Annotated in this window: 12 protein-coding genes; 3 read left to right on the top strand and 9 right to left on the bottom strand. The window is 68.3% G+C overall.

Annotated features, from left to right (window positions below; genetic code table 11):
* Window positions 1-298: 298 nt before the first annotated feature.
* Both ACFYRU_RS34435 and ACFYRU_RS34440 read left to right on the top strand, forming a co-directional pair.
* A complete protein-coding gene (locus ACFYRU_RS34435) occupies window positions 299-1,261 on the top strand; it encodes a PQQ-dependent sugar dehydrogenase (RefSeq protein ID WP_387666673.1) in 963 nt (320 codons plus the stop codon).
* Window positions 1,262-1,434: 173 nt separating this feature from the next.
* A complete protein-coding gene (locus tag ACFYRU_RS34440) occupies window positions 1,435-1,818 on the top strand; it encodes a hypothetical protein (protein WP_387666675.1) in 384 nt (127 codons plus the stop codon).
* 1,451 nt (window positions 1,819-3,269) lie between these two features.
* On the opposite strand, the gene gatB is transcribed toward ACFYRU_RS34440, so the two are convergent.
* Genes gatB through gatC form a run of 3 tightly spaced genes read right to left on the bottom strand, consistent with a single transcriptional unit; the run spans window position 3,270 to window position 6,567 of the window.
* Window positions 3,270-4,766, bottom strand: a complete 1,497-nt coding sequence (gene gatB / locus ACFYRU_RS34445) for an Asp-tRNA(Asn)/Glu-tRNA(Gln) amidotransferase subunit GatB (protein ID WP_387666677.1) — start codon at window positions 4,764-4,766, stop codon at window positions 3,270-3,272.
* Window positions 4,763-6,268 (bottom strand): Asp-tRNA(Asn)/Glu-tRNA(Gln) amidotransferase subunit GatA, encoded by a 1,506-nt coding sequence (gene gatA, locus ACFYRU_RS34450; RefSeq protein WP_387666679.1) that lies wholly within the window; start codon window positions 6,266-6,268, stop codon window positions 4,763-4,765. The genes gatB and gatA overlap by 4 nt, the downstream gene beginning before the upstream one ends.
* 2 nt (window positions 6,269-6,270) lie before the next feature.
* Window positions 6,271-6,567 carry an Asp-tRNA(Asn)/Glu-tRNA(Gln) amidotransferase subunit GatC gene (gene gatC, locus ACFYRU_RS34455; protein ID WP_141852528.1) on the bottom strand — a complete coding sequence of 99 codons (297 nt, stop codon included), beginning with the start codon at window positions 6,565-6,567 and terminating at the stop codon, window positions 6,271-6,273.
* A gap of 202 nt (window positions 6,568-6,769) precedes the next feature.
* On the opposite strand from gatC, the gene ACFYRU_RS34460 reads away from it, so the two are divergent.
* Window positions 6,770-7,414: an amino acid-binding protein gene (locus ACFYRU_RS34460; RefSeq protein WP_387666683.1), complete on the top strand. Its 645-nt coding sequence runs from the start codon at window positions 6,770-6,772 to the stop codon at window positions 7,412-7,414.
* 39 nt (window positions 7,415-7,453) lie between these two features.
* On the opposite strand, the gene ACFYRU_RS34465 is transcribed toward ACFYRU_RS34460, so the two are convergent.
* The 6 genes from ACFYRU_RS34465 to ACFYRU_RS34490 all read right to left on the bottom strand — a co-directional run bounded on the left by ACFYRU_RS34465 (window position 7,454) and on the right by ACFYRU_RS34490 (window position 14,731).
* Window positions 7,454-7,642 carry a hypothetical protein gene (locus ACFYRU_RS34465; RefSeq protein WP_387666685.1) on the bottom strand — a complete coding sequence of 63 codons (189 nt, stop codon included), beginning with the start codon at window positions 7,640-7,642 and terminating at the stop codon, window positions 7,454-7,456.
* A 58-nt stretch (window positions 7,643-7,700) separates the two neighbouring features.
* The gene (locus ACFYRU_RS34470; RefSeq protein WP_387666687.1) at window positions 7,701-9,233 is read right to left on the bottom strand and encodes a hypothetical protein; all 1,533 of its coding nucleotides are present in this window, start codon (window positions 9,231-9,233) and stop codon (window positions 7,701-7,703) included.
* Between the two features lie 91 nt (window positions 9,234-9,324).
* On the bottom strand, window positions 9,325-11,427 hold the full coding sequence (ligA, locus tag ACFYRU_RS34475; RefSeq protein WP_387666690.1) for an NAD-dependent DNA ligase LigA: 2,103 nt from the start codon (window positions 11,425-11,427) through the stop codon (window positions 9,325-9,327).
* Between the two features lie 36 nt (window positions 11,428-11,463).
* The gene (locus ACFYRU_RS34480) at window positions 11,464-12,441 is read right to left on the bottom strand and encodes a methionine synthase vitamin-B12 independent (RefSeq protein WP_387666693.1); all 978 of its coding nucleotides are present in this window, start codon (window positions 12,439-12,441) and stop codon (window positions 11,464-11,466) included.
* Window positions 12,438-13,529, bottom strand: coding sequence for a tRNA 2-thiouridine(34) synthase MnmA (gene mnmA / locus ACFYRU_RS34485; protein ID WP_387666696.1), 1,092 nt, complete (start codon window positions 13,527-13,529; stop codon window positions 12,438-12,440). The genes ACFYRU_RS34480 and mnmA overlap by 4 nt, the downstream gene beginning before the upstream one ends.
* Window positions 13,529-14,731 carry a cysteine desulfurase family protein gene (locus tag ACFYRU_RS34490; protein ID WP_387666698.1) on the bottom strand — a complete coding sequence of 401 codons (1,203 nt, stop codon included), beginning with the start codon at window positions 14,729-14,731 and terminating at the stop codon, window positions 13,529-13,531. Before ACFYRU_RS34490 ends, mnmA begins: the two co-directional genes overlap by 1 nt.
* Window positions 14,732-14,764 lie beyond the last annotated feature (33 nt).

Here is a 14,764-nt window from a genome sequence, read left to right on the forward strand (position 1 = left end):
CAGATGCGGTACGGACCCTAAGGGTCGCGGGCCGTAGCCGAACAGGTACAACCCATACAACTCACCCATACAGTTTGCACAGACAGTATCTGCCACATGACATAGCTCACTCGGGGTGGTTGTCGCCGCTAGCGTGGGGTGAGGGCGAGTGGAGGAGATGGGTGTGGGCGGTAGGGCTGTGGTGATGGTGGCTACGTTGGCGTTGGTGGCTGGGTGTTCCGAGGGATCGGCCGGGGGTTCGGGGACGTCGCCGACGGGTGTGAGTTCTGGGGCGACGGCGCGGGTGGGGGTGCTGAAGGTGACTGTGGCGGGGACGGTGGCTTCGGGGATTCAGGTGCCTTGGGGGTTGGCGTTCTTGCCGGACAAGAGTGCGTTGGTGGCGGAGCGGGACTCGGGGACGATCAAGCGGATCGTTGGTGGGCAGGTCAGTGAGGTGGGGCGGGTCGATGGGGTGAAGGCCTCGTCGGAGGGTGGGTTGTTGGGGCTGGCGGTGGACCCGGGGTATCCGGGGCGGCCGTACGTCTATGCGTACTACTCCGGTGACGGGGACAACCGGATCGCGCGGATCACCTACCGGGACGGGAGGTTGTCGGATCAGCAGGTGATTCTGGGTGGGATTCCGGAGGCAGCGATCCACAACGGGGGGCGGTTGCGGTTCGGACCGGACGGGTTCCTTTACGCGGGGACGGGTGACGGGGCGGACCGGCCGAACTCGCAGGACGACGACTCGCTGGGTGGGAAGATCCTGCGGATCACCACCGACGGCAAGGCCGCGCCGGGCAATCCGGACGGGCGGGTGTGGATCACCAAGGGACACCGGAACGTGCAGGGGCTGGCGTTCGACGGGAACCAGTTGTACGCCTCCGAGTTCGGGCAGAACACCTGGGACGAGCTCAACGTGATCACGCCCGGGTCGAACTACGGGTGGCCGGCCGCGGAGGGCATCAGCAACCTCGACGGGATGACCGACCCGATCGCGCAGTGGCACACCGCGGACGCGTCGCCGTCGGGGATCGCGTACACGAAGGGGTACGTCTTCATGGCGTCGCTGCGCGGGCAGCGGCTGTGGGCGATACCTGTTGCCAACGGCAAGCGAGTTGGCGAGCCGCAGGCGTTTTTCAGCAATCAGTACGGGCGGTTGCGGACCGTGGAGGTGGCACCGGACGGATCGTTGTGGGTGACCACGTCGAACACCGACGGGCGCGGGCACCCGCGCGCCGGTGACGACCGCATCCTGCGCGTGACGCTGAGCACGTCGTAGAAAGTCAACCGTTTCAGCCCTTCGGTCGTCTGGTACTTGTTGAAGGAACACGACCCGAGGAGGAGATCGGTATGCCGACCGGCCAGGCGTCTGGCGTCCCCAGCAGTGTGATCGCAGCGGTGAGCAGGTACGAGGATGCTCAGCGAACAGCCGAATACTTGAGAAGCTACGGGATGGACGCGAGGAGCCTGGAGATCGTCGGCGCCGGTCTTCGCCAGGTCAGCAGACGCGGGGCGGTGCCGGTCGCGCGGATGACCGCTGTCGGTGCGGGGGTTGGTGCGCTGGTCGGCGTACTGGCGGCTGTGTTCGTCACGCTGGTCGCGCAGACGACGCTGACGAGCTTCGCGGTTGTGCTGTGGGGGTTCGTGTACGGCGTACTCGTCGGGGCGCTGTGGAGCCTGTTCCGCGGCCTGGTGCGCAACCGGCCGGAGCTCGTCACCACGCGGATCGTTCCCACCCACTACGAACTCCGCTGCCCCACCGACGAACTGTCGGTCGCCCAAACCCTCCTGACCGACGTCTCACCCGCACCTGAATATGACAAACGCGCAGCCTAGCCCGACGCCTGGCGGCGTGCGGCTCGCCTGAACGTCGGCGAGCATCGGTAGTCTGCCGACATGTCTCCTTGGCCCACACTGCCGACTGTCACAGGTCAGGACGATTTCAGACCGGCAGGGATACTAGGGTAATCCGCTTCCAGGAAGGATTATCCCTTGTTTAGGAACAAGCTCGCAACTGTTCTCATCGGATGCACGGTCGTCGGTGGCGCATCCCTATTTTCAGCTGCTCCCGCAAGTGCTTTGCCGAACACTAACTGCGCTTCACTCTGGGGCAACCTCAACAAAGCTGAGACGAATCTTGTTGCTGCAACGACGCTGACGCTAAATAATCCAGGAAATGCCATCTATGAGGCGGCGTACGAGATCTGCTTGCAGAGATGGGTTGATGCATCAAATGCCTGGAACAATTCGACGTGCCCGTGACCTTTGCATTGTCCTCGTGGCTGCCAGGCCGCATCCCTGACCAGCACGGGACGACCTCGACATCGTCTGATGAACGACCAAACCCTGGAGAGCGCTAGACCGCCTATCGGGAAGTGCCAGCGCTTCACACCATCAATAGGCAATGTGTCAGCTCGGCAAGTTGGCTGTTCCTACTTCCGATCGCGGCAAGGAAGTCCCGCAGCCGATACCGAGGAACGAGCTATTGCGGAAGTCTTCACTATAGAATTGCATACCGAGCTGGTCGGCGTACACCGCGATATGGCGGCCGGTGCCCACCGAGGCCGAAATTGTGGTCGTACCAAACGTCCTGGCAACGACTCTGCCACACGTTCATCATGCTCGCCTTCCGCTCTCCGCCGAGCCCGGGATATGCTGCCGGAGCCAGGCGAGGTAACACCGCTTTGGACCTCCCTAGGCGCACTTGCGCATGAATCACGCGTGCTCGCGGAACTTCCACGGGCACAACCCCGATCACAGGAGACGCATGCGCACTCAACTCCGATTCTTCCGCTGCGTGGTGCTGTCCGTCTCGTGGCACGGCACCGAGCCCTCCAATACCGCCCGCGCAGGTTTACGAGGTTCAGATCCGTCTCGTCCAGGACAACCAGCACATCCTCGACATGGGCGACCTCCTCCCCCCGCGACCGCCTCGCGCTGCGCATCCACGACTGGCCGTTTCCGCGGTGGACCTCGCGCCAGCCGTACACCACCGGCGAACGCTGCCGCCCGTGATGTTCGCGGCGCAGCTCTTCGCCGCTGGCCAACTCCAGCGCGAGGTTCCCGGCGGCTGACTGCGCGCCGGGTATCGTGCAGCCGGGCCGAAGCCGCCCCCACGCGTGATCACGACGTCAGCGGCGCCAGCCGCACTGGACACGAGGGCCTCCGGTTGGTGCAGCGGGTTGAACAGCCTCACTTCACCAATCGGAGGCCCACTTGTGAGACCGGCGACCGCCAACCTGTGCGATATCCATGAACATCACAGCTGAAGCGCCCGCCGGATGGGGTTAGATGCCTAGCTTTTCGTTGAGGAGTTGGCGGACCTTGGCGGCGTCGGCCTGGCCTCGCATGTCCTTCATGACGGCGCCGATGAGCGCGCCGGCGGCGGCCGGCTTGCCGGAGTTGACCTTTTCGACCACGTCGGGGTTGGCGGCGATGGCTCGGTCGATCGCGTCCAGCAGGGCCGAGTCGTCGGAGACCAGGGCCAGGCCACGCTTCTCGATGATCTCGGCAGGCGTGCCCTCGCCGGCGAGCAGGCCCTCGAAGACCTGGCGGGCCAGCTTGTCGTTGAGCGTGCCTTCGTCCACCAGCTTCTGAACTTCGGCAACTTCAGCGGGACCGACCGCCAGCGCGTCCAGCTCGACGCCGGACTCGTTCGCCGCGCGGGCCAGTTCGCCCAGCCACCACTTCTTCGCGGCCGCAGCGCTGACACCCAGCTCGACCGTGGCGACGATCTGCTCGAGCGCGTTGCCGTTGACGACGTCCCGCATCTCGAGGTCGGTGAAGCCCCAGTCCTCCTGCAGCCGCGCACGACGCGCCGACGGCGGCTCGGGCAGCGTGCCGCGCAGCTCCTCGACCCACTCCCGCGACGGCGCGACCGGCACCAGGTCGGGCTCCGGGAAGTACCGGTAGTCGTCCGCGTCGGACTTCTCCCGCCCGGACGTGGTGATGCCGGTGTCCTCGTGCCAGTGCCGCGTCTCCTGCAGCACCTTGCCGCCGGACGACAGCACCGCCGACTGCCGGGTGATCTCGTACGTCACCGCACGCTCGACCGAACGGAACGAGTTCACGTTCTTGGTCTCCGTGCGCGTACCGAGCGCGGTCGACCCCGACGGCTTCAGCGACACGTTCACGTCCGCGCGCAGCGACCCCTGGTCCATCCGCACATCGGACACGCCGAGCGCCAGCAGCAGATCGCGCAGCATCGAGACGTACGCACGGGCGACCGCAGCGGCCTTCTCCCCCGGCACCTCGATCGTCTTGGTGACAATCTCGATCAGCGGGATCCCGGCACGGTTGTAGTCGACCAGCGAGTGCGTCGCGCCGTGGATCCGGCCGGTCGAACCACCGACGTGCGTGGCCTTGCCGGTGTCCTCCTCCATGTGCGCGCGCTCGATGTCGATCCGGTACGTCTCGCCGTCGACGACGACCTCGGTCCAGCCGTTGTACGCGATCGGCTCGTCGTACTGCGATGTCTGGAAGTTCTTCGGCATGTCCGGGTAGAAGTAGTTCTTCCGGGCGAACCGGCACCACTCGGCGATCTCGCAGTTCAGCGCCAGGCCGATCCGGATCGCGGACTCGACGGCCTTCGCGTTCACCACCGGCAGCGCGCCCGGCAGGCCGAGGCAGACCGGGCAGGTCTGGGTGTTCGGCGGTGCGCCGAACTCGGTCGGGCAGCCGCAGAACATCTTCGACCGGGTGTTCAGCTCGACGTGGACCTCGAGCCCCATCACCGGGTCGTACTGCGCCAGCGCGTCGTCGATTTCCAGTACGTCGGCAGTCATCGGGTCACCTCCAGCTCCGGAGCCTTCGTCATCAGTACGCCGCCCCACTGCTCGGCCAGTGCCGCCTCGAGCGCGCCGCCGACCTGGTAGAGCAGGTCGTCGCGCAGCACCGGCGCCATCACGTGGAAGCCGACCGGCAGACCGTCCTCGTCGGCGAGGCCGCACGGGAACGACGCGGCCGCGTTGCCGGCCAGGTTGGACGGGATCGTGCAGAGGTCGTTCTTGTACATCGCGATCGGGTCGTCGATCCGGTCACCGATCGCGAACGCGGTCGTCGGCGTGGCCGGCGAGACCAGTACGTCGACCTGCTCGTAGGCGTTGGCGAAGTCGCGGGCGATCAGCGTCCGCACCTTCTGCGCCTGTCCGTAGTAGGCGTCGTAGTACCCGCTGGAGAGCGCGTGCGTACCGAGGATGATGCGCCGCTTCACCTCGGCGCCGAACCCGGCCTCGCGGGTCAGCGCGGTCACCTTCTCGGCGCTGTTCTCGCCGTCGTCGCCGACCCGCAGCCCGTACCGCATCGCGTCGAACTTGGCCAGGTTGGACGAGGCCTCGCTCGGCAGGATCAGGTAGTACGCCGGCAGCGCGTACTGGAAGTGCGGGCAGGACACCTCGACCACCTCGGCGCCGAGCTTGGTGAGCAGCTCGACCGCCTCGTGGAACCGGGCCTCGACGCCCGGCTGGTAGCCCTCGCCGCCGAGCTCCTTGACGACACCGATCCGCAGGCCGGCGACGTCACCGTTGCGGGCGGCCGCGACCACCGGCGGCACGTCCTGGTTGATCGAGGTGGAGTCCATCGGGTCCCAGCCGGCGATCGCCTCGTGCAGCAGGGCCGCGTCGAGGGTCGTGCGCGCGCACGGACCGGGCGTGTCCAGCGACGACGCCAGCGCGATCAGGCCGTACCGCGAGGTGCCGCCGTACGTCGGCTTGACGCCGACCGTCCCGGTGAACGCACCCGGCTGGCGGATCGAGCCGCCGGTGTCGGTGCCGATCGCGAGCGGCGCCTCGTACGCCGAGATGGCCGCGGACGAACCACCGCCGGAACCGCCCGGGATCCGGGTCAGGTCCCACGGATTGTGGGTCGTGCCGTACGCCGAGTTCTCGGTGGAGGAGCCCATCGCGAACTCGTCCATGTTGGTCTTGCCGAGGATCACGATCCCGGCGGCCTTGAGCCGCTGGACGACGGTCGAGTCGTACGGCGGCTTCCAGCCCTCGAGGATCTTCGAACCGGCCGTGGTCGGCACGCCCTCCTGGGTGAGCACGTCCTTCAGCGCCAGCGGGACACCGGCCAGCGGACCGAGCTCCTCGCCGGCGGCGCGCTTGGCGTCGACCGCTGCGGCCTGGGCCAGTGCGCCCTCGGTGTCGACGTGCAGGAACGCGCGTACGTCACCGTCCACGGCGGCGATCCGGTCCAGGTGGGCCTGGGTGATCTCGACCGAGCTGGCCTGCTTGGACTGCATGAGGTCCGCGAGTTCGGCGGCGGTCTTCCTGGTCAGGTCGCTCATGGTCAGTCCTCCTCCAGGATCCGCGGCACCCGGAAGCGCTGCTCCTCCGCGGCCGGCGCGCCGGACAGCGCCTGCTCGGGGGTGAGGCACGGGACGTTCTCGTCCGCGCGCATCACGTTGGTCAGCGGCAGGGCGTGCGAGGTCGGCGGGATGTCGTCCGCCGCCACCTGGCTGACCTGCCCGACCAGGGTGATGATCTGGTCGAGCTGCGGCGCAAGGTGGTCGAGCTCTGCGTCGGAGAGCTCGATCCGCGCCAGTCGCGCCAGGTGCGCGACCTCTTCGCGGGTAATCGATGGCATGAACTGATCCAATGCATGCAGTACCTGTAAGTCATGTGGACACATGACTTACGTCAGCTTAGTGGGCAGCCTGTGACAGCCACATTTCGCCTGTGGACAACAGCCGGATGAGATGGGCGGGCGTGTCTGTCCCTACCGCTCTGTAACATAGGCCGCGACAAGGCGTTACGCGCATGGTGATGGGCTGGGAGATGATCGTTCGGTGTTCCTGCTGCGCTTGATCATCCCCGACCGGCCCGGTTCGCTGGGCGTGGTGGCGACCGCCCTCGGTGAGGTGAACGCCGACATCCACGCGATCGAGATCGTCGAGCACCGCCGCGAGAACGGCACCGCCGTCGACGACATCGTGGTCGACCTGCCGCCCGGCGTGCTGCCGGACCGCCTGGTCTCGGCCTGCAACAGTGTCCCGGACGTCGAGGTCATCTGGTTCTCGCGGTACGGCGCCGGCGGCGGACTACACATGGACCTGGAAGCGGTCGAGCAGATGACGTCCGCGCCGTCGGAGGCGATCGACATCCTGGTCGAGCAGGCACCGGCCGTGCTGCACGCGGACTGGGCGGCGCTGCTGGACGGCACCGGCAGCGAGGTGAAGGTGGCGCTGGAGACCAGCGCGACGCCGGAGTTCGGCGACGTGGCCGGCCGGTGGCTGCCGCTGGAGAAGGCGACCACGCTCGAGGCGCCGGACCACAAGGGCCTCGCGGAGTCCGTACTGGTCGCGGCGCCGCTGGACTCCGACCGCCGGATCCTCGTCATCGGCCGCCGCGGCGGCCCCGAGTTCCTAGGCTCCGAAGTAGCCCGCCTCTCCTACCTCGCCTCCCTAGCCGTCACCATCCGCGCCACCGCCTGACGTGAAACACCCCGCTCGGATGATCTGAGCGGGGTGCCGTCAGGTGAACTGGAAGTAGGCGAGGGCCCAGAGGCCGGCGATCACCAGCAGGATGACGACGCCGACCAGGGAGACGATCAGGATCGCCTGGCTGTTGCTGCCGCCCGAATCCGGGAGGTCGAACTGGGTCGGGCCCCAGGCCCCGCCGCCGTCGACGCGCCGGCTCGCCTCGGGCGGCGGCTGCGCCACCGTCCGAGACTCCCGCTTCTCCCGGGGGAACTTCAACTCCGGCCTCCGTACAGCTGACTCAGGCGTAGAAGGTCTCGTACTCGATCGAGACGCGCTGCGAGCCGTAGCTGCCCGAGCTGTCGCCGTCGATCTCGACCTTCCAGCCGCCGACATAAGCAGCGTACTGCTTGCCGTCGGTGTGTGCCTCGACGTACGCCTTCACCGCCGCCGCGTTACCGCCCTGCAGGACACCGAACGCGTCGCCCATCACCGACTTCATCGCGGTCTTCACCGCGCTGCCGTCCGCCGAGACGCTCAGCTCGAGGTCCTTGATGCCCTTGCCGGTGCTGGCGTAGAAGAACACCCGCTGCGAGCCGTACTCGCCGACGTCCTTGCGGCACGACGTGGTGCAGACGTACGACTTGGCCTTCAGAGCGGTGGTCATCTGGGCCGCCGTGGTGTCGAAGGTCTGGTCCGGCAGGTCCAGCGACTCCTCGCCGGTCTTGTGGCCGGACACCCGCAGACTGTCCCCGGAGTTGCTCAGCTGGAACTCGCCCCAGCCGGTGCTGACCTCGTCGGAACGCTGGCCGGTCTTGACCGCTTCCTGGACCTTCGTGACCGAGTCGCCGCCGAACGTGTCGTTGCCGACCGTCTGCAGCACCTGGCCGAACGCGACCTGGGCGTTGTTGTTGTTGTCCTCGTCCGTGGTCTCCAGCCGGACGGCGATGATCGTGCCGTCGGACTTGAACTGGAAGATCGCGTCCGCCTGCTTGCTGCCCTCGTACTTGAAGCAGCCGCGGTGCGCGCCCTGGCCGGTGTTGAACAGGTCGCTGCAACCGAAGCCCATGCCCTGCAGCTTGTCGGTGATGTTCTTGGCCTGGCCGGTCGCGTTGCCGAGCTCGCCGCCCGGACCGCCGCTGGCACCGGTCGTCGGCGAACCTGACGTCGTCGGGTCGCCGCCCTGGGTCGACTGGCCGCTGGTCGGCTGGCTCGTCGGGGTGTCGTCGCCGCCGAAGGCGCGGATGCCGAGGAAGACCAGGAGTGCGATGACGATCAGGCCGACGACACCGCCGCCGATGAAGAACGGCAGCTTGTCCTTGGGGATGCCGAGCGGGCCTTTGTCACGACCGCCCGGACCACCCGGCTGACCGGGACCCCAGGGACCCGGCTGTCCGCCCTGCTGCTGGTGCCAACCACCCTGCTGCTGCGGACGTTGACCCCAACCCTGCTGCTGGTACGCGCCGCCTTGCTGCGGCGGCTGACCCCAGCCACCACCAGGCTGCCCCTGCTGCTGACCGGGCTGTCCCTGCTGACCGGGCTGCTGTCCCCAGCCGCCACCGGGCTGCCCCTGCTGCGGTTGGCCCTGCTGCGGTTGACCCTGCTGCGGCCGGTCCTGCTGCGGCGGACGCCCTTGCTGCGGAGGCTGACCGTGCTGCTGAGGTTGCTGAGGCTGCTGCGGCGGCTGACCCCAGCCACCGCCCTGTGCGGGAGGCTGTTGCCCCCAGCCACCTTGCTGGGGAGGCTGCTGCGGCCCCCCTGGTCCCCCGTGCTGCCCGCCTGGCTGGCCCCCCGGCTGCCCAGGACCCCATGGTCCCTGCGGCGGCGTCGTCATATGTTGCTCCTTCTGACCCAGATCTCGACGTGCAAAGTTAACAGTCGGACGGCTCAGCCGGTCCGCCGGATCCGCCCGGTTCGAAAATCGTTTACGACTCGTCCGCCGACGGCCTGGTCGCCACCGCCCCGGCCGCCTCGGCGCCGTCGTCGAGCAGCACCTGGAACCCGGCCGAGTCCAGGATCGGTACGCCGAGCTGAACGGCCTTGTCGTACTTCGATCCGGGCGAATCGCCGACCACCACGAACGAGGTCTTCTTCGACACCGAACTCGCGACCTTGCCGCCGCGCCCGACGATCGCGTCGGTCGCCTCGTCGCGGCTGAACCCCTCGACCGTCCCGGTCACCACGACCGACAGCCCCGTCAGCGTTTGCGGCAGCGTCGGACCCGTACGTTCCTCACGCATCACCACGCCGGACGCCTGCCACTTGTCGACGATCTCCTGGTGCCACGGCACCTGGAACCACTCGATCATCGCCTGCGCGATGGTCGGCCCGACACCCTCGATCTCGGCCAGCTGCTCCTCGCTCGCCGCCCGGACGTCGTCGATGTTGTCGAACACCTCGGTGAGCGCCGCCGCCGCGGTCGGCCCGACGTGCCGGATCGACAGCGCGACCATGACCCGGGACAACGGCTTGGCCTTCGCCTCCTCGAGGTTCGCCAACAACTTGCGGGCGTTCGCCGACAGCGCGCCGGCCTTCGTCGTGAAGAAGTCGCTCTCGGCGAGCTTCTCCTCGGTGAGCGCGAACAGGTCACCCTCGTCCGCGATCAGCCCGCCGCGGATCAGCGCATCGGCCGCCTTGAACCCGAGCCCCTCGATGTCGAACGCGGACCGCCCGGCCAGGTAGAACAGCCGCTCCCGCAGCTGGCCCTGGCAGTACTGCGAGTTGGGGCAGCGGATGTCGACGTCGGACTCCTTGGCCGGCGCCAGCAACGTGTCGCACCACGGACAGTGCGTCGGCATCTCCCACGCCGGCAGGCCCTTCGGGCGCAGGTCCACCACCGGACCGAGCACCTCGGGGATCACGTCGCCGGCCTTCCGCAGGACGACGGTGTCGCCGGGGCGGACATCCTTGCGGGCGACCTCCTTGGCGTTGTGGAGGGTCGCGTACTCCACCGTGGAGCCGGCGACGCGGACCGGCTCCATGTGCGCGAACGGGGTGACCCGGCCGGTGCGGCCGACGTTCACCTCGATCTCGATCAGCTTGGTGTTCACCTCTTCGGGCGGGTACTTGTACGCGATCGCCCAGCGCGGGGCGCTCGACGTCGACCCGAGCGCGCGCTGCAGATCGAGCTCGTCCACCTTCACCACGACACCGTCGATCTCGTGGTCCACCGAGTGCCGGTTCTCGCCGTAGTACGCGATGAACTCGTTGACCTCGGCGAGCGTGCCGACCCGGCGGGCGCGGTCGCTGACCGGGAGCCCCCACGCCTTGAGTTGCTCATACGCGTCGGAGAGCCGGCCGAAGGTGTGTCCCTCGACCTTGCCGAGGCCGTGCACGACGAAGCGGAGCGGGCGGCCCGCCGACACCCGCGGGTCCTTCTGCCGCAGCGAACCGGCCGCGCTGTTGCGGGGGTTGGAGAAGACGTCCTTGCCGGCCTCGAGCAGCTGGGCGTTCAGCTCCTCGAAGTCCTCGACCCGGAAGTACACCTCGCCGCGGACCTCGAGGAACGCCGGGAGGTTGTCGCCCTTCAGCTGCTCGGGGATGCTCTTGATGGTCCGGACGTTGGGCGTGACGTCCTCGCCGGTGCGGCCGTCGCCGCGGGTGGCGCCGGTGACGAGCTTGCCGTTCTCGTACACCAGGTCGAGGGCGAGGCCGTCGACCTTGAGCTCGCAGAGGAACCCGCTGTCGTGGATCTGCTTGAGCGTCACCTCGCGCTCCAGCCGCTTCGCCCAGGCCTCCATCTGCTCGGCGGAGAACGCGTTGCCGAGGCTCTCCATCCGCATCGGGTGGCCGACCGGCGTGAACAGCGTGGAGATCGGCGCGCCGACCTTCTGGGTGGGCGAGTCCGGCGTACGGAGCTCCGGGAACTGCTCCTCCAGGCCCTGGAGCTCGTGCATCAGCGCGTCGAAGTCGGCGTCGGAGATGATCGGGCTGGCCAGGTAGTACCGCGCGCGGTGGTCCTCGATCTCCTGACTCAACTCAGCGTGCCGAGTCCGAACCTCCGCGGGTGCACCAACGTTCTCGCTCATAAGCAGAACTTACAGGGCACTACGGACAGTTTTCGGCTACTCGTCGGCGGCTTCGCCGACTACGTCGACGATCTCGTGGAGGAGTTTCAGACGGGCTCGGGCGTCGGCGGGTGTCGGGGCGGCGGCGAGGCCGCAGGCGGGGGTGATCACGACCTGTTTCAGGAGTTCCGGGTCGAGTCCGAGTTCACGCCAGCGTCGTACCAACGGCTGTGCGGCCTGCTCCGGCCGCGGTATCGCTCCGGTGGTCGGTACGACGCCCGCGTAGATCCTGGTATCGGCTTCGGCTGCACCCGCTACCTGCTCCCAGGCGGCGTTGTTGAGCAACGACACGTCCAGAGCGATCCCACTGGCGCCTGACTTGGTGAACACCTCGATCGGCGGCCTTGCCGCGCAGCAGTGCACAAGAGTCGGCGCAGCAGTGGTGAACAGGCTCAGCAGCTCCACAGCACCAGGACCGTCAACAGAGCGGTGCTTGCTCCAGCCGGACGCGGTCGGCACGGCACCAGCCAGTACGGCGGGGAGCCCGGGCTCGTCGAGCTGCAGAAGCACCTCCGCACCAGGCACTCGTTTGCGTACTTCGGCCACGTGCTGCTCCACGCCGTACGCCAGAGCCTGTGCAAGGTCCCGCCGCGCCCCGTGGTCAGCCAGCACCTTGTCGCCACGCGGACGTTCCACCGCAGCAGCCAGCGTCCACGGACCAGTGACCTGTACCTTCAGCTGACCCTCGTAGTCGTGCGCGTACTCCTCCAGCACGTCCAGGTCTTCCTGCAGCAACGCCCGCGCCCGCCGCTGGTCCAGGCTCGCCCTGGCATCCCCACTGCCGGTCAGGCGCCACCCGACGGGTTGCAGGTCAGCCGCGAGCTCTGTGAGTACGGCGATGCTCCGGCTGATCATGTCGCCGTACGGGCGCGCCGGGAGCTCCGGGAGGAACGGGAGGTCCACCAGCTCGAGTACTGCGCGCATCCACTCGCGGATGTCGTCGCCGGGGACCGACCCCAGGCCGGTGGTGGTCATACGGCAGCGCTGACGCGCTGGACCGAGTCGATCGTGGCTGAGCCGATTACACGGGTTCCGTCGTAGAGGACCACAGCCTGCCCTGGGGCGACGGCGGATGTGGGTGCGTCGAAGGAGACCTGTACGTGATCGCCCTGGACTGTTGCGACGACAGGGACCTCTTCGCCGTGGGCTCGGAGCTGGGCCTTGGCGTGTAGCTGCGCTGCTGGGGCGGGGCCGCACCAGCGGGGTTTGGAGGCGGTGAGCTCTGAGACGGCCAGCTCTTCGCGGGAGCCCACGGTGACGGTGCGGTCGACCGGGCTGATGTCCAGTACGAAGCGGGGCTTGCCGTCGGCGGCCGGCGTACCGATCTTGAGGCCCTTGCGCTGGCCGATCGTGAAGCCGTGCGTACCGGAGTGCTCGCCGAGCTTGTTGCCCTGCGCATCGACGATGTCACCGGGCGCCTCGCCGAGCTGCGCACCGAGGAAGCCCGCGGTGTTGCCGTCGGCAATGAAGCAGATGTCGTGGCTGTCCGGCTTCGCCGCCACCGACAGCCCACGCCGCTCGGCCTCCTCGCGGACCTCGGTCTTGACCGTGTCACCGAGCGGGAAGAACGCGTGCGCCAACTGCTGCTGCGTGAGCACGCCGAGCACGTACGACTGGTCCTTGGCGTGGTCCACCGCCCGGTGCAGCTCGCGAGCTCCGTCGGCAGTGTCGACGATCCGCGCGTAGTGCCCGGTCGCGACCGCGTCGAAGCCGAGCGCCAGCGCCCGCTCCAGGACCGCGCTGAACTTGACCTTCTCGTTGCAGCGCAGGCAGGGGTTCGGCGTCCGGCCGGCGGCGTACTCGCTGACGAAGTCCTCGACGACGTCCGCGTGGAACCGCTCGGCCAGGTCCCAGACGTAGAACGGGATGCCGATCACGTCCGCGGCCCGGCGGGCGTCGCGGGAGTCCTCGATCGTGCAGCAGCCGCGCGCGCCGCTGCGGTACGACTGCGGGTTCCGGCTGAGCGCCAGGTGCACGCCGGTCACGTCGTGCCCGGCCTCGGCCATCCGCGCCGCCGCGACCGCGGAGTCCACTCCGCCGGACATGGCTGCGAGTACCCGCATCAGGTGTTCCTTCCCACGTTCTGCAATCCTGCGGACTTCGCCCGCTCCACTACTGGTCCGATGTTGTCCAGGACCGCGTCGACGTCGGCCCGGGTCGAGGTGTGCCCGAGGGTGAATCGGAGCGAGCCGCGGGCCCGCTGGTCGTCGTACCCCATCGCGAGCAGCACATGGCTGGGCTCGGCGACGCCGGCGTTGCACGCGGAACCGGTGGACACCTCGATGCCGCGCGCGTCGAGCAACAGCAACAACGAGTCGCCCTCGCAGTCGCTGAAGGACAAGTGTGCGTTACCGGGCAAGCGGCCGACCGGGTCCCCGGAGAGCTTGGCGCCCTCGACGGTGCTGGTGATGCCATGGACGAGCGTGTCCCGTAGCTCGATCAGCCGCGTCGCTTCCGCGGCCTGGTGTGCGACCGCGTGCTCGGCAGCCACCGCGAAACCGGCCGTCGCGGGAACGTCGAGGGTCCCGGAGCGAACGTCGCGCTCCTGTCCCCCACCGTGCAGGATCGGCGTCAATTGCGTCTCCTTGTGCACGACCAGCGCGCCGATCCCGTACGGACCGCCGAGCTTGTGCGCGGACACCGTCATCGCATCCACCCCGAGCGCGGCGAAGTCCACCGGCACCTGCCCGATCGCCTGCACGGCGTCGGTGTGCACGGGTACGCCGTACTCCTGGGCGATCGCCGCGACCTCGGTCACCGGCTGGAGCGTGCCGACCTCGTTGTTCGCCATCATCAACGTGACGAACGACACGGACGCGGGGTCGCGCTCGACCGCCCGCCGGACGTCGTCCGGGTCCACCCGGCCGAGCTCGTCGACCGGCAGCCACTCGATCTCGGCGCCCTCGTGCTGCCCGAGCCAGATCGCCGGATCGAGGACCGCGTGGTGCTCGATCCCGCTGAGCAGGATCCGCCGGCGGCGCGGGTCCTGCGCCAGCCGGGACCACCACAGGCCCTTCAGCGCCAGGTTGTCCGCCTCCGTACCGCCCGACGTGAACACGACCTCGCTCGGCTGTGCCCCAAGCGCGGCGGCGATCGACTCGCGCGCCTCCTCGACCGTACGGCGTGCGCACCGTCCGGAGCCGTGCAGGGACGACGCGTTACCGGTCCGGGCGAGGTGCTGGGTCATCGCCTCGATCGCGGCCGGGAGCATCGGAGTCGTCGCCGCGTGGTCCAGGTACACCGTGCGACGGTCGGAGACAGTCATATCGGTTTCAAGGGTATGTCCGGCGCGGATGTT

This window comes from Kribbella sp. NPDC004536 (assembly GCF_042873835.1).
Lineage (GTDB): Bacteria > Actinomycetota > Actinomycetes > Propionibacteriales > Kribbellaceae > Kribbella.

Coding starts and splice junctions, on each gene's coding strand:
- mnmA (WP_387666696.1), bottom strand. CDS start 13,529: ATGCGGGTACTCGCAGCCATGTCCGGCGGAGTGGACTCCGCGGTCGCG.
- gatB (WP_387666677.1), bottom strand. CDS start 4,766: ATGACTGCCGACGTACTGGAAATCGACGACGCGCTGGCGCAGTACGAC.
- ACFYRU_RS34440 (WP_387666675.1), top strand. CDS start 1,435: ATGGACGCGAGGAGCCTGGAGATCGTCGGCGCCGGTCTTCGCCAGGTC.
- ACFYRU_RS34470 (WP_387666687.1), bottom strand. CDS start 9,233: ATGACGACGCCGCCGCAGGGACCATGGGGTCCTGGGCAGCCGGGGGGC.
- gatC (WP_141852528.1), bottom strand. CDS start 6,567: ATGCCATCGATTACCCGCGAAGAGGTCGCGCACCTGGCGCGACTGGCG.
- gatA (WP_387666679.1), bottom strand. CDS start 6,268: ATGAGCGACCTGACCAGGAAGACCGCCGCCGAACTCGCGGACCTCATG.
- ACFYRU_RS34490 (WP_387666698.1), bottom strand. CDS start 14,731: ATGACTGTCTCCGACCGTCGCACGGTGTACCTGGACCACGCGGCGACG.
- ligA (WP_387666690.1), bottom strand. CDS start 11,427: ATGAGCGAGAACGTTGGTGCACCCGCGGAGGTTCGGACTCGGCACGCT.
- ACFYRU_RS34480 (WP_387666693.1), bottom strand. CDS start 12,441: ATGACCACCACCGGCCTGGGGTCGGTCCCCGGCGACGACATCCGCGAG.